Source organism: Serinicoccus chungangensis, from assembly GCF_001483745.1.
In the GTDB taxonomy this organism is placed as follows: Bacteria; Actinomycetota; Actinomycetes; order Actinomycetales; family Dermatophilaceae; genus Ornithinicoccus; species Ornithinicoccus chungangensis_A.
Genome location: NZ_LQBL01000003.1, coordinates 230,748 through 244,271 on the forward strand (window position 1 = coordinate 230,748; position 13,524 = coordinate 244,271).

10 protein-coding genes are annotated in these 13,524 nt (G+C 75.4%); 1 reads left to right on the forward strand and 9 read right to left on the reverse strand.

Annotated features, from left to right (window positions below; translation table 11 throughout):
* Positions 1–8 precede the first annotated feature (8 nt).
* From AVL62_RS02740 to AVL62_RS02775, 8 genes are all read right to left on the reverse strand, one after another.
* Complete coding sequence (locus AVL62_RS02740; protein ID WP_153011611.1) at positions 9–2,861, reverse strand: hypothetical protein; 2,853 nt, start codon at positions 2,859–2,861, stop codon at positions 9–11.
* Complete coding sequence (locus AVL62_RS02745) at positions 2,854–4,632, reverse strand: ABC transporter ATP-binding protein (RefSeq protein ID WP_058890141.1); 1,779 nt, start codon at positions 4,630–4,632, stop codon at positions 2,854–2,856. Before AVL62_RS02745 ends, AVL62_RS02740 begins: the two co-directional genes overlap by 8 nt.
* Complete coding sequence (locus AVL62_RS02750) at positions 4,632–5,876, reverse strand: glycosyltransferase family 4 protein (protein ID WP_058890142.1); 1,245 nt, start codon at positions 5,874–5,876, stop codon at positions 4,632–4,634. Before AVL62_RS02750 ends, AVL62_RS02745 begins: the two co-directional genes overlap by 1 nt.
* A complete protein-coding gene (locus tag AVL62_RS02755; RefSeq protein ID WP_058890143.1) occupies positions 5,873–7,114 on the reverse strand; it encodes a glycosyltransferase in 1,242 nt (413 codons plus the stop codon). The genes AVL62_RS02750 and AVL62_RS02755 overlap by 4 nt, the downstream gene beginning before the upstream one ends.
* Positions 7,104–8,357 (reverse strand): glycosyltransferase family protein, encoded by a 1,254-nt coding sequence (locus AVL62_RS02760; protein WP_058890144.1) that lies wholly within the window; start codon positions 8,355–8,357, stop codon positions 7,104–7,106. Before AVL62_RS02760 ends, AVL62_RS02755 begins: the two co-directional genes overlap by 11 nt.
* 163 nt (positions 8,358–8,520) lie before the next feature.
* Positions 8,521–9,195, reverse strand: coding sequence for a response regulator transcription factor (locus AVL62_RS02765; protein WP_058890145.1), 675 nt, complete (start codon positions 9,193–9,195; stop codon positions 8,521–8,523).
* Positions 9,196–9,204: 9 nt separating this feature from the next.
* Positions 9,205–10,740: a sensor histidine kinase gene (locus tag AVL62_RS02770; protein ID WP_058890146.1), complete on the reverse strand. Its 1,536-nt coding sequence runs from the start codon at positions 10,738–10,740 to the stop codon at positions 9,205–9,207.
* Positions 10,737–11,843 (reverse strand): DUF2891 family protein, encoded by a 1,107-nt coding sequence (locus AVL62_RS02775; protein ID WP_058890147.1) that lies wholly within the window; start codon positions 11,841–11,843, stop codon positions 10,737–10,739. Before AVL62_RS02775 ends, AVL62_RS02770 begins: the two co-directional genes overlap by 4 nt.
* A gap of 25 nt (positions 11,844–11,868) precedes the next feature.
* Here AVL62_RS02775 and AVL62_RS02780 point away from each other — a divergent pair, with 25 nt between their 5' ends.
* Positions 11,869–12,660, forward strand: a complete 792-nt coding sequence (locus tag AVL62_RS02780; protein ID WP_058890148.1) for a thioesterase family protein — start codon at positions 11,869–11,871, stop codon at positions 12,658–12,660.
* 7 nt (positions 12,661–12,667) lie between these two features.
* Here AVL62_RS02780 and AVL62_RS02785 read toward each other — a convergent pair whose 3' ends face one another.
* Positions 12,668–13,261: a hypothetical protein gene (locus AVL62_RS02785; RefSeq protein WP_058890149.1), complete on the reverse strand. Its 594-nt coding sequence runs from the start codon at positions 13,259–13,261 to the stop codon at positions 12,668–12,670.
* Between the last annotated feature and the right edge of the window lie 263 nt (positions 13,262–13,524).

Sequence of the window (13,524 nt, forward strand, 5' to 3'; positions counted from 1 at the left end):
GAAGACTCTCATCCATGCCGAGCCTCGCTCTGCCACTGCTCCTCGGCCCAGGCGAGCACGACGTCCCGCCAGCGCGGCCGCAGGCAGTAGACCGCGACCAGGCGAGCCACCGTGGCCCGCCGGGCAAGAGCCAGACGACTCGCGGGCACGGACCCGGCCACCGCGACCTCTCCCACCGCCTCCCGCACCAGGTCGGCTGCCGACGCAGGCCAGAGGCCCTGGGCCTGCCGCAGTCCCGCGTGGACGTGCAGGTTGGCGAGGTCGAGGGCGGGTTCGGCACGGCATACCGTGTCCAGGTCGACGACCCCGACCCGCCGGCCGTCCCACAGCAGCTGGCCGTCGTGCAGGTCGCGGTGGGCGGCGACGAGGGTCACGTCCGGCGACCCGTCGAGCTGCGTCGCGACGCGGGCCAGCCGCTCGGGCCACGGCGTCCCGGTCAGCAGGTCGAGCGCACCCACCCGCTGCGCCCAGGTCCGCAGCACCTGCGCCTCGTCGGCAGGCGTGTGGGCCGCCAGCCCGGCCGGCGGCAGCTGCTGCCATCGCGTCCACCCGGCAGCCCAGGCGGCCCAGAGGTCCGACCAGCTGCCGTCAGAGGCGAGGCGCTGCACCGGTATGCCGGGCAGCGTCCGGGTGAGCACCGTCTCGTCGGTGCTGCTGACGACGTCGGCGGCCACGAGGCCGGCGTCGCGGGCCACCGCCGCCCCTCGCGCCGAGGCGTCGACGAGCGCGGCCGCACGTCCGGGCCGCACGATCTTGAGGTAGCCGTCCGCCCGGTGCACCACGGCCCGTCGCCCGGCCCGGTGCACCAGCAGACTGCCGGTGCGGGCCGCGGCCGCCAGCCCGGGCAGCCGCGGGTCCTCACCGTGCGGGAGGAGGGTGACCGCACCCCCGGGACTGATGGTGCCGGCCCGCAGCCGCCCACGCCCGTCGTCCCCCTCGATCGCCACGCGGGCCTGACCGTCACGCGCTCCCGCCGGCCAGGCCCGGCCGACAGTCACGGTGACCGCATCGTCGTCGCCGCTCTCGTCCTCGGCGCGCGCCCGGACCACCCGGGGCACCCGCCAGGACGGCCGGGAGGTGAGCGGCCCGGCGACGACAGCCGAGCCGCCCGGGTCAGCCTGCGCATGCTGGCCACCCGAGCCACCGGGGAGCAGCGTCCCCGCGAGGAGGTCGAGCGCCAGCTGCGCCACCTCCTCGGTCTGCTCGCGCCAGCCCGCGGCCTGCGAGCGCCAGGGCTCGGCGACCCGGGCGAGCAGGGCGGCGGACACCCACGCGCCAGGCAGGGGGGCCCGCCCGTAGCCGTCCACGAACGCCTCCCAGGCCGCCGCCCCGTGCCGGTGGTCGTGTCGGAGGGTGTGCCGGAGCTCGTCCCGCTGCTCGTGCCCGTACCGGTGGTCGTGCCGACGGGTGTGCCGGTGCTCGTCCCGCTGCTCGTGCCCGTGCCCGACAGCCGAGTCACCGACACCACCGGTCTCCGAGGACCGGCGAACCTCGTGCACGATCTGGGCGGCACGTACCGAGGCGAGGTCCAGCTCGACGGGCCCCCAGCAGGCCCGGTCCAGGTCGGTCAGCCGCACCACGCCGTCGTCGCCGAGCAGGAACTGGTCCAGCGAGAGGTCGCCGTGGAGCAGGACGTGGCGCCCGTCCTCGGCGCCCGTCCGGCCCTCGTGGGAGAGCGGGTCGGGGGCCGGCTCCTGCTCCGGCAGCCCGGCGAGGGCGAGCCGCGCAGCGTGCGCCGCCTGCGGAGCGACGGCGTGCAGCAGCGCCACCGAGCGCCGGGCCGCGGCCAGGAGGTCGCCCCACCCACGCTCGGGCAGGTCCACCGCGACCGGCGGCGATGTCGCGTGCACCCGCGCCGCCAGCTCGCCGGCAGCCCGGACGGGCCCCAGGTCCGCCTGCGTCAGGTCGCTCCCCTCGACCCACGGCCACGCGCTCACCCGCCGCGACACCCGCACCCGAGGTGGCACAGAGCCCGGGTGGGGCTGCGGCCCGAGCTCACACGGCGCCACGACGGGCAGCCCCCGCTCGGCCAACGACCGGGCGACAGCCGACATCCGCTGGGCGTGCGGCTCCGCGGTGACGCGGACGACCTGCCCGCCCACCCGCACGACGAGCCGGCGCAGGGGGTTGTAGCGCAGCAGGACCAGGTCCGGCGAGGTGAGGTCGAGCCCGCTGCGGCGCAGTGGGCTGCCCAGCTCGGGGTCGGTCGCGATGCCACCCCAGACCAGCTCGGCGTCCCACTGCGGCAGGGGCAGGGAGCCGATGAGGGCGCCGTGCCCGTAGCGCTCGGCCCGGTCCCGCGCCTTGGCCGCCTTCGCCCGCGCCGGCCCGACCAGCGCCTGGACCCAGCCGAGGACCCGGCCGTCGGCCCCCAGGAGCGCGGCGGTGTGGCTCACCCCCGGCTTGGGCCGGACGCGCGTCACCCGCACCGGCGTGCGGAGCAGCCCGCTGAGGCGCTCGGGGTCGAGCAGCAGCTCGAGAACCGGGTCCGAGGAGACCGGGTCCGAAGAGACCGAGTTGGAAGGGACCGGGCCCGAAGAGACCGAGTTGGACATGACCGGGTCCGAGGAGACCGGGTCCGAGGTATGCCGCCCGCTCCCCCTGGTCTCCCCGTCCACCCGCGCGGGACCCCGGGGAGCCACCTCACCACGCCCCACCGACCCGTCCGCGTCCGCCCGACCATGACCCACCGACCCGTCCGCGTCCGCCCGACCAGGACCCACCGACCCGTCCGCGTCCGCCCGACCACGCCCCACCGACCCGTCCGCGTCCGCCCGACCGCGCCCCACCGGCCGCGGGACGTCCCCGTCCTCGACGGCCGGCACGGGGCATCCACCGGCATACCACTGCCGCTCATCCATGGCTCTCCTCCAGCACTCCGTCGAGCGGCGCGTCCTGGGGCCTCCCGGTCCAGGTCACCCGTCCTTGCTCCAGCACCACGACCCGGTCGGCGCCGCGGGCGACGTCGAGGTCGTGGGTGATCATCACGCTCGTGCGTCCGCGGCTCAGCTCGGTGATGGCGTCGCCCACGAGGGTGACGTTGTCCGGGTCGAGCCCGGTGGTCGGCTCGTCGAGCAGCAGCACGGGGGCGTCCCGCAGGAACGCGCGCGCCAGGGAGATCCGCTGACGCTGCCCGCCGGAGAGGCTGCTGCCCCGCTCGCTGACCTCCGTCTGCAGACCCTCGGGGAGCCCGTCGGTGAACTCGGTCACCCGGGCGAGCCGGGCCGCGCGCAGCACCTGGTGGTCGCTGGCCTCGGGCCGCCCCTGCCGGATGTTGTCCTCGATGGTCCCGGTGAAGAGCACGGCGTCCTGCTGCACGAGCGCGACCTGGCTGCGCAGGTCGCGCAGGTCCAGCTCGCGCAGGTCGACCCCGTCCAGCCGCACGCTGCCCGAGCCGGGGTCGAGCAGGCGCAGGAGCAGCGCGGCCACCGTCGACTTGCCCGAGCCCGAGGGCCCGACGATCGCGACCCGCTCGCCCGGCTCGATCCGCAGGTCCACCCCCCGCAGCACGGGGAGGCCGGGCACGAACTCGAGGTGCACGTCACGCAGCTCCACCGCGCCCCGCACGACCCCGAGCCGCACCGGGTCGGCCGGCGAGACGATGTCCGGCCGCTCGTCGAGCAGGTCCGCGACCCGCTCCCCCGAGGCGCTGGCGCGCGCGATGCGGCCGGTGTACTTCGCCAGGTCGCGCAGCGGCTTCATCGAGGTCTTGAGGTAGGTCAGGAAGATCACCATGTCCCCGGGCGTCATCGCGCCCTGCAGCACCCGCGCGCCGCCCAGCAGCAGCACGGCCGCGGTCGCGACGCCGACGAGGACGTCGGTGCGCCGCTCCAGCGCGGCCGCGAGCCGGCGCGCGACGACGCCGTCCTTGAGCGAGCGGTCGTTGGAGCCCTGGAAGGTGGTCGAGCGGTCGCGCTCCATCCCGTAGGCCTGGACGTGCGTCATCCCGGTCAGCGTCTCCTGGGCGACGTTGGCCAGCTCGCCCTCGCTGCGGCGCGTCTTGCGCGAGGCGTGGGTGATCTTGCCCGTCGACAGCCGGGAGAAGAGGGCGAAGACGAGGATCGCCACGAGCACGATGAGCGCCAGCACCGGGTCCAGCCAGGTCATCACCCCGAGCATCGCGACCAGGGTGAAGACATTGACGACGAGCGGCATACCGGCGGTGACGGCGACCTCCTGCAGCCGGCCGACGTCCGCGACCAGCCGCTGGACGACGTCCCCGGAGCGCGCCCGGCCGTGGTAGCTGCGCGACAGGCTCTGGACGTGGTCGAAGACCGCCGCCCGCAGCCGCGTCGCGACCCGGCTGCCCCCCAGCGCGAAGGCCACCGTCGCCCCGTAGTTGCAGACCGCGCGCAGCCCGATGATGGCGATGGTGCCGAGCCCGCACGCCACGAGGAGCTGGACCGAGGCCTGCGGCCCCGGCTCGGCGAGGTCGGCACCCAGGCTGCGGGTGAGGGCGTCGATGACGAGCTTGGTCGGCCACGGCTCGAGGACCCGGAAGACCACCTCGAGCAGCAGCAGCACGCCGCCCCCCGCGAGCAGGGCCCGCTGCCCGTCGAGGTGCGGCAGCACGAGCCGCAGGGTGCGCCGCAGCGGCGAGGTCGCCGGGGCCGTCCCCGGGTCCGCCGCCATCACCGTCCTCCGGCGGCCGGGACGGAGGTATGCGGGGACGCCGGCGGCGCGGTCGACGTCACCGGCGCGAGGGTCGCGTCGAGGACGTGCTCCCACGAGTGCTCGCGCTCCATGAGGCGGCGGGCGGCGGCGCCCAGGGCCCGCGCGGCGTCCGGGTCGTCGACGAGCGCGTCGACGGCGGCGGCGAGCGCGACCGGGTCCGACGGCGGCACGAGCACCCCGGTGACACCGTCCTGCACCACCGCCGGGATCTGGCCGATGCGGGAGGCCACCACGGGCAGGGCGGCCGCGCCGTACTCGTAGACCTTGAGCGGGGAGAAGTAGTGGTCGTCGCTGGCCGGGTAGGGAGCGACCGCGACGAGGGCACCCTCCAGCGCGGCGGGGACCTCCTCGGGCGCCACGGCCCCGGTCAGCTCGACGGCCAGCCCGTGCCGGGCGGCGGCCTGCTCGACCGCCTCCCGCTGGGGCCCGTCGCCGACGATCCGTAGCCGCCAGGGACGCCGGGCCATCGCGGCCGCCTCGAGCAGGTCCTCGACGCCGTGCCAGGGCTTGAGCGTCCCGACGAAGACGACCACCGGGTCACCGTCCAGGTCGGGGGTGACCGCGCGGATGCGGCGAGTGTTCACCCCGTTGGGCACGACGACCACCCGTGCGGCACCAGCACCCTGCACGGCACCACCCTCGTCGGCCCCGGTGCGCTCACGCACCCACGCGGCCACCCGCTCGCTCACGCAGGCGACGACGTCGGCGGCACCGACCTGGGCGCGCAGGGCGTCGACGCTGCCGGCCTCGTCGACGAGGACGCGGTGGCGCCGCTGCTCGTCGATGAGCGGGGCGTTGACCTCCAGGACGGTCCGGACCCCACCGCCCAGCCCGCGCCGGGCGAGGTGCAGCACGCCGGAGAAGAGCGAGTACCGCTCGTAGACGACGTCGGGGGCGGCGGCCACCACCCGCCGGCCGATCTCCGCCGCGGCCTGGCGCTGGGCCACCTCGCGCCGGGCGGCGGCGCCCGGGTCGTCGCCACCCGGGCCCGAGCCGACGCGGCCGACCGGCACGTGGTGCACGACGAGGTCCGCGAGGTCGGCGGGGACGTGGTCGACGTCACCGAGGCGGACGGCATACACCTCGACCTCGGCGCCGCGCCGGCGCCAGGCGCGGACGATCTCCTGGATGTGGACGCTGGCGCCCTTGGTGCCGAAGACGGGGATGCCGGGGTCGGCGCAGACGTAGGCGACGCGGGTCATCGGGTGGCTCCTGCGGTCACGGCGGCGAGGCGCGCCGCCTGGGTGGTGGTGTCGTAGTCGCGCTCGACGAGCGCGCGGGCGGCCCGGGCGACCTCGACGCGTGGCCAGGAGGGGTCGGCCACCTGGCGCAGCGCGCCGGCGACCCGGTCGGCGAGGCCGGCGGGGTCGCTGGCCAGGAGGATCCCGGTGGCCGGGGTCGTGTCGTCGCCCGGGCGGACCGCCTCGGGGATGCCGGTGACGTCGGTCGCCACGCACGGCACCCCGCTGGCCATCGCCTCGAGCAGCACCGTGGGCAGCCCGTCGGCGTTGCCGTCGGCGCCGACCACGCACGGGGCGACGAGGACGTCGGCCCGGTCCAGCTCGGCGACGAGCTCGCTCTGGCTGCGCGACCCGAGGAGGGTGACGACGTCGTCGACCCCGGTGCGCTCGACCTGCGCCGCGAGCTCGGCGGCGCGCTCGCCCTCGCCGACGATCCGGACGTCGAGCGGCACCCCCTCGGCTCGGAGGGCGGCGACCGCGTCGACGAGGTGGTCGAAGCCCTTCTTCTCCACGATGCGCCCGACGGCCAGGACCCGCAGCGTGTCGCCGACCGGCCGCGGGTCGCGGTAGTCGAAGCGGCCCAGCTCCAGGCCGTTGCGCACGAGGGCGACCCGGTCGGCCAGCCCGGGGTCGACCTCCTCCACGATGAAGCGTCGGTTGTAGTCGCTGATGGCGATGACGGCGGACGCGCGGGCGAGCACCTCGCGCAGCACCACCCGGTCGACGTCCTCGTGGAAGAGGTCCTTGGCGTGCGTGGTGACGGTGAACGGTATGCCGGTGAGCGCGCTCGCGATCGCGGTGCACCACGACGCCATGCTGGCGAAGTGGACGTGCACCCGCGTGATGCCGTCGCGCCGCAGGCGCAGCGCCAGGTCGACGCCCTGGGCGACGTCGGAGGGGTCCAGGCGCACCAGCAGCGGCATGAGCGCGCCGAACCGGGCGCCGAAGTCGGGCAGCTCGGCGTGGGCCTGGGCGAAGACCTCCCACTCGGCCGACAGCTTGTGCGCCCGGGGCAGGTGGGTGACCGGCGCCTGCACCTGCGCCAGCTGGGGGTGGAAGCGCGAGTCGGTGGTCGGGCGCAGGGCGTAAATGGCCAGGTCGTCGCCGGCGGCCTCGCGGGCCAGGATCTCGGTGACGACGAAGGTCTCGGAGAAGCGCGGGTAGACCTTGAGGACGTAGGCGGTGCGGTCAGACGGCAACGGGGAGTCCTTCCACGCGGGCGGGGGCGAACGACGGGACCGGCGCGAGGGCCGGCGAGGTGCGGACCAGCTCGGCCGCGGAGGTGGCCACGGTGCGCAGGCCCCCCAGGTCGAGGGCGCCGCGGTCCACGCGACGGGCCACCGCGTCCGCCCACCAGCGGCTGATCGCGGTCTCGGTGAGGTCGCCCTCGCGCAGCAGGTCGGCGGCACCGACCCGGGCGAGCGCGGCGGCCCGGATGAGCTGCTCGGTGCGCGGCCGCTCCCTCGGCACGAGCAGGGCGGGGACGTCGGTGGCCAGCGTCTCGGCGACGGTGTTGTAGCCGGCCATGGACACCGAGGCCGCGGCCCGGCGGATGAGCCCGGCGGCGTCGTGCACGCTGCGGACGACCTGGGTGCCGCGGACGGCCTCGCGCTCGACCGACCGGTGGTCGGCGTCGCTCATCTGCGGGCCGGTGACGAGCAGGTGGCGGTGCCCGGCGGGCACCCGGGCGCGGGCCGCCGCGAGGCACAGCCGGGTGCCGTCGCTGCCCCCGCCGGCGGTGGTGACGAGGTAGGGCCGGTCCGGCTCGACGTCGGTCGGCTCCTCGGCCCGCCCGTGGGCGAGGAACCCCTGGTAGCGCACGAGCGGGGCGAGCTCGGGCGGCAGCTCGCCGGAGCGGCGCAGGTCGTGCACGGCCGGGTCGCCGTAGACCCAGATCTCGTCGTAGATCTGCGCCACCAGGTCGGCGGGGGTCTGCCGCCACTCCGACTCCACCGCCTCGGGGGCGTCGAGGACGTCGCGCAGGCCCAGGACGAAGCGCGTCTGCGGCAGCTCGCGGCGCATGGCCTGCAGGCCGGCGAGCAGCTCACCCCCGACGCCGAGGGCGTGCCGGTCGACGACGACGAGGTCGGGACGGAAGGCGAGCCCGGTGGCGCGGACGATCTCCCCGCGCACCGACAGCACGGCGTCCATGCCGAGATCGAGGTGACGTGGGCCGTAGCCGCGGCGCCCGGCCGTCTTGCCGATGGCCGGGAGCGTGACGACGTCGAAGCCGGCCGGCAGGCTGCGGGCGGCGGCCCCGGCGACCCCGTTGAGCAGCAGCCCGGTGACCGGGGAACCGGTGAGGACCGGCAGCCGCTGGGAGAGGGTGTGCGCGAGGGCGCGGTTGCGCCGGAAGTGACCCAGACCCTGGGAGTCGTGGGAGTAGAACAGGGCGCGCAGCGGGGTGCCGCTGCCGGGGACGTGACTGGTGCGGTGGTCCATGTCGTCCTCTCCCGCGCCGACCGGGTGCCGGTGCGTGGAGACGAGTGAACACGGGTGGGATGAGGGGTGGATGACACATCCATGAGATTGCTCTCATGCACGGTGACCAGCCCAGACGCCACGCGACCAGCCCGGACGCCACGGACCGGCTCAGGCGCCGGCGTCAGCGCTCGAAGCGGTAGCCGACCCCCCGGACGGTGCTGATGCGCTCGGCGCCGACCTTGGCGCGCAGGTAGCGGATGTAGACGTCGACGACGTTGGAGCTGCCGGTGACCTCGAAGCCCCACACCCGGTCGAGCAGCTGGTCCCGGCTGAGCACCTGGCCGGCATGGTCCATGAGCTCGCGGGCCAGGGTGAACTCCCGCGCGGACAGCTCGACCGGCTCGTCGTCCACGTGGACGGTCCGGGCCGGGATGTCCAGCCGCACGCCGCCCACCTCGAGGACGTCCTCCGTGCGCCCCCCGGCCATCGCCTCGGCGTGCTGGCGCAGCCGCAGCTTGACCCGGGCGCGCAGCTCCTCGACCCGGAAGGGCTTGGCGAGGTAGTCCTCGGCCCCGTTCTCCAGCCCGTGCACGGTGTCCTCGACCGAGTCGCGGGCGGTGCACATGATGACCGGCACCGGCTCGTCCATGGTCCGCAGCATGCGCAGGACGGTGAAGCCGTCCATCTTCGGCAGCCCCACGTCGAGCACCACGAGGTCGACCTGTCCCCCGCTGGCCGCCTCGAGGGCGGCGATGCCGTCGGTGACGACGGTGGTCCGGTGGCCGTCGGCCCGCAGCCCCCGGTCGACGACCCGGGCGATCCCCTCCTCGTCCTCCGCGATCAGGATGTGCGCCATGGGGGCAGGCTACCCGGCGGCGGTGCGGGCGGGCTCACCCTCGGCGGCCGCGGCGACGCGGTGCGCGGGCTGGTCGGCGGGGTCGACCGGGATCCACATGGTGAAGCGCGACCCCAGCCCCTCGACCGACTCCACCCCGACCGCGCCGCCGTGCGCCTCGGCGATCGCCTGGACGATGGCCAGGCCCAGGCCGCTGCCGTCGACCTGGGCGGCGGCCTCGGCCCGGCCGAAGCGCTCGAAGACCCGCTCCTGCTCGCTCTCGGGTATGCCGGTGCCGTGGTCGGAGACGCTCAGCGCCAGGTAGCGGGGCGCGGGTCGGGCGCCGAAGTCCCGGGCCCGCCGCACCTGGGGGTCCTCCCCCTCGACCCACGCCGTCGCCAGCTCCACCGGTGACCCCTCGTCGCTGAACTTCACCGCGTTGGCCGCCAGCTGGACCACGGCCTGGATGAGCCGCTGGCGGTCGAGGACGACCGGGCCCTCGGCGTGCGCGGCCAGCTGCCACTGGCGCTGACCCAGCGAGGTGATGCGCTCCATGCACTCGACGGCCAGCTCGGTGACATCGGTGGCGCCCGGCCGCAGGAAGTCCTGACGCTGCGCGCGCGCCAGCATGAGCAGGTCGTCGACCAGCCGCTGCATCCGGTCGACCTCGTCGAGCATGAGGGTGCGGGTTGCGCTGACGTCCGCGGGGTCCTCGGGCCGCAGCAGCTCGGCGTTGCCCCGCAGGATCGTCAGCGGCGTCCGCAGCTCGTGGGCCGCGTCGTCGAGGAACTGGCGCTGCATCCGGACGCCGTCCTCCAGCCGGTCCAGCATGGCGTTGAAGCGGTGGGCCAGGTCGACGATGTCGGTCTCGCCGGACACCTCGACCCGGCGGGAGAGGTCCTCCGCGCTGATCTGCGCGGTGGCGTCCTGGAGCTCGCGCAGCGGGCGCAGTAGGCGGCCGAGGACGACGTTGGCGAGCGCCCCGGCGACGAGCAGGGAGGCCAGGCCGACGCCGGCATACGTCCAGACCCGGCGCCAGATCTCACCGGCGAGCGTCCCGGAGTCGATGGCGACGACGAAGGTGCCCAGCCGCTCCTCGTCGGGCAGCCGGACGTCGGCCATGATGACCGAGAGCGTCGTCCCCTGCGTGCTCACGGTGTCGATGACCGCCCGACCGGGTTCGAGCGGGGTGCTCCGGATGAGCGCGAGGACGTCGGGGTGGTCGACCTGGAAGTCGCGCTCCCCAGGGCTCTGGAAACGCGGCTGTCCGTCCAGCAACGCCAGAAAGGCCTCGTTGGAGCTGGCGATCGAGGTCTCGATGAAGGAGAAGAAGAGCGCGTCGGTCTCGGTGAAGGGCTCCCCGTCCCGCAGCGGGCCGGACTGCGCGAGCGCCGAGACCTCCTGGATCTCCTGCTCGAGCTCCTCCCTGACCCGCTCGTCGAGGGAGCGGAACTGCACGGCGAAGGACAGCACCCCGGTGAGCGCGATGCCCAGCGCCATCATGCTCACCATCATGACGAGCAGCCGGCGGTGGACGCTCCAGCCGCGGCGGACGGAGTCGTTCACGGCCCCGCCCCGTCGGCGAGGAGCGCGAAGGACACCAGCCAGTGGGTGGCCATGAAGTCGCCGTCGGTGATCTGCTCCAGCACCGCGCCCTCCTGCTCGTCGGCGGCCTGCCGCACGCGGTCGGCGGCAGGCTCCGCCACCCAGGGTGCCAGAGTCCGCAGCGCCCACGCGCGCGACAGCGCGAGGCCGAGCAGGTGGGCGCCCTGGCCGTGGGTCGGGTCGAGCACGAGCGGCGGCTCGAGCAGGTGGGCGTGCGCCCCCTCGCCGAGCCCGGGCAGGGCGCGCGCGAGCCAGTCGGGGCCGTCGGCCCGCCCGAGCACCGCGGTCATGAGCAGGGCCTCGGTCAGCGCCGGGGAGAGGAAGTCCGAGCCACCTGGCTCGTCCTCGGTCGCCAGCGGGCCGTCGTCGCCGAACCAGCGGACGGCCGCCTCCTCGCACGCCCGCACGACGTCCTCGCGCCCCAGGCGCCGGTAGGCGTCGCGCAGCAGGAGGAGGGCGAAGGCGTCGTTCTGGTGCTTGCCGTGGCGCACCGGGTAGGCCTGCCGCGGCAGGTGCTCCACCACCCGGTCGGCGAGCAGGTCGGCCAGCGGGGCCAGCGCCCGCGCCCACGTGCCCGCCTCGGGGGCGCTCGTCCCCTCGACCGCGGCGGACGCGTCGAACCGCTCGGATGGCGCGGCGAGGTTCGCGGCCGCGGCGGCCAGCTGCGCGGCCCACGCCCAGCCGTAGGGACGCTCGAACCCGGGCCGGGCCCGCAGGTAGTCGACCTCGACCGCGAGGTGCTCCTCGGTGAGCCGCTGCGACAGCAGCGCCGTCGTGGCGGCGCGCTCCTGCGCCCCGAGCGCGTCGGCATACCTCGTGAGGAGGGTGACGAGGGACCACTGCATGTGCACGCAGGAGTGCCAGTCGAGCGCGCCGTGGAAGGCGGGGTGCAGGCTCTCCGGTGTCACGTCGGTGTCGTCCGGCCCGAGGACGACGTGGCCCGGGGCCCAGGGGTATGCCGTGCCGATCACCTCGCGCGCGATGCGGCTCCACGCGCGGGCGTGCGGGTGCGGGTGTGCCGTCGGGTCCGGGCGGCTGTCGCGGCGTGGTGCGTCGGGGGTCACGCGACCATTACTACACTCGCGCCTCATGACGGCTGACGGGCGGCACTACTTCACGGCGCTGGGCGAGGGCAGGTATGCGCCGACCGAGCACGTGCAGGGCGCCTGGTCGCCGGACGAGCAGCACGTCGCGCCGGTCATCGGCCTGCTGCTGCACGCGCTGGAGCACGAGCACCCGCGCGAGGACCTGCAGTGGGCGCGGCTGGGCGTGGACATCCTGGGCTTCATCCGGCGCGAGGAGATGCAGGTCACCACCCGGGTGCTGCGACCCGGGCGGACCATCGAGCTGCTCGAGGCCAGCGTGGAGATCGGGGGCCGGGACGCCGTGCGGCTCACCGCCTGGCGGCTCATGAGCAGCGACACCGCAGCCGTGGCCGGCCAGGAGCACGCGCAGATGCCCGCGCCGTCGGAGCTGGAGCCGTGGCACGGCATGGACCACTGGGACGGCGGCTTCATCGCCAGCCTGGACTTCCGCTCGGTCCCCGGGTCGCGGGCCGGTCGCGGCCGGACCTGGGTGCGCACCGACGTGGCCCTCGTCGGCGGCCGCGACGACGAGCAGGCCTCGGCGCTGGCGTCGTGGGTGGGGCTGCTCGACACCGCCAACGGCACGGCCGGGCGGGAGGCGCCGCACGACTGGCTCTTCCCCAACGTCGACCTCACCCTGCACCTGCACCGCGTGCCGGAGGGCCCCTGGGTGGGGCTGGACACCCGGGTTTCGTGGGGCCCGACGGGCATCGGGCAGACCGCCTCGGTGGTGCACGACGAGCAGGGGCCGGTCGGCACCCTCGTGCAGGCCCTCACCCTGCGGCCGGCCGGCTGAGCGACGCTCAGCGGTCGGTGACGGGCCCTCCGGAGGACTGCGAGGTGGCCGGGCCGACGGGCTGGGCGCAGTACGAGAACGCCTTGCCCTCGGCCGCGTGGTAGCTGGCGTAGGAGCCGTCGACCTCCAGGACGAGCTGGTGGCCGGGGACGAGCGCCTGGGTGTACATCATCCCGGGCGTCGGGCAGCCGATCGAGCCGTCGCTCCAGGTGACGTCGGCGTAGCCGGCGATGGTCACCGCCTCGGGCTCGACCCCCGCGCGCTCCGCCTCGGCCTCGACCGCCTCCTGCACGTCGGAGCGCTGGACGACCGCGTCGGGCACGGCGCCGAGGGGCAGCGAGACGTCACCGCCGCCCGGGGCGATCTGGGTCTGGGTGGGCCTGTCGCCGGCCCCGGGCTCGTCGGTGCTCATGCTGGGGTCCTCGCTCTCGTCGGCCTCGCCGTCCTCGCCACCGGAACCTTCCCCACCGGCGTCCTCGCTCTGCGTGGGGGTGGCCGCCTGCTCCCCGTCCGTGCCGCCGTCGGCGTCTCCGCAGGCGGAGAGCAGGGCGGCGAGGCTGAGGGTGGTGACGGCGAGGATGGGTCGGCGGTTGCGGGTCATCGGGTGACACCTCCAGGTAGCGTCCCCGCCAGTCTAGGTCCGGAGGGCTGCCGTCACGCGTCGACGAGGGGTATGGAGGTGGGGCGCCGGTCCCTGAACCGGCGCCCCACCGTCCGTCTCCCCACCGTCCCGCGTGACGCGGCCCCCACGACGGGGTTGCGTCGGCTGTCCCGAACCGACACTCCCTAGACGTCCCTCAGAGCGGGATCGTTGCATCCAGATACTGTGATGTGCATCACATGTGCCTCAAGGGTCGGCGCGAA

What these genes read in the sequence shown, in the direction of transcription:
- AVL62_RS02780 (WP_058890148.1), top strand. Translation starts at nt 11,869, where the DNA reads ATGACGGCTGACGGGCGGCACTACTTCACGGCGCTGGGCGAGGGCAGG.
- AVL62_RS02745 (WP_058890141.1), bottom strand. Translation starts at nt 4,632, where the DNA reads ATGGCGGCGGACCCGGGGACGGCCCCGGCGACCTCGCCGCTGCGGCGC.
- AVL62_RS02785 (WP_058890149.1), bottom strand. Translation starts at nt 13,261, where the DNA reads ATGACCCGCAACCGCCGACCCATCCTCGCCGTCACCACCCTCAGCCTC.
- AVL62_RS02765 (WP_058890145.1), bottom strand. Translation starts at nt 9,195, where the DNA reads ATGGCGCACATCCTGATCGCGGAGGACGAGGAGGGGATCGCCCGGGTC.
- AVL62_RS02750 (WP_058890142.1), bottom strand. Translation starts at nt 5,876, where the DNA reads ATGACCCGCGTCGCCTACGTCTGCGCCGACCCCGGCATCCCCGTCTTC.
- AVL62_RS02740 (WP_153011611.1), bottom strand. Translation starts at nt 2,861, where the DNA reads ATGGATGAGCGGCAGTGGTATGCCGGTGGATGCCCCGTGCCGGCCGTC.
- AVL62_RS02760 (WP_058890144.1), bottom strand. Translation starts at nt 8,357, where the DNA reads ATGGACCACCGCACCAGTCACGTCCCCGGCAGCGGCACCCCGCTGCGC.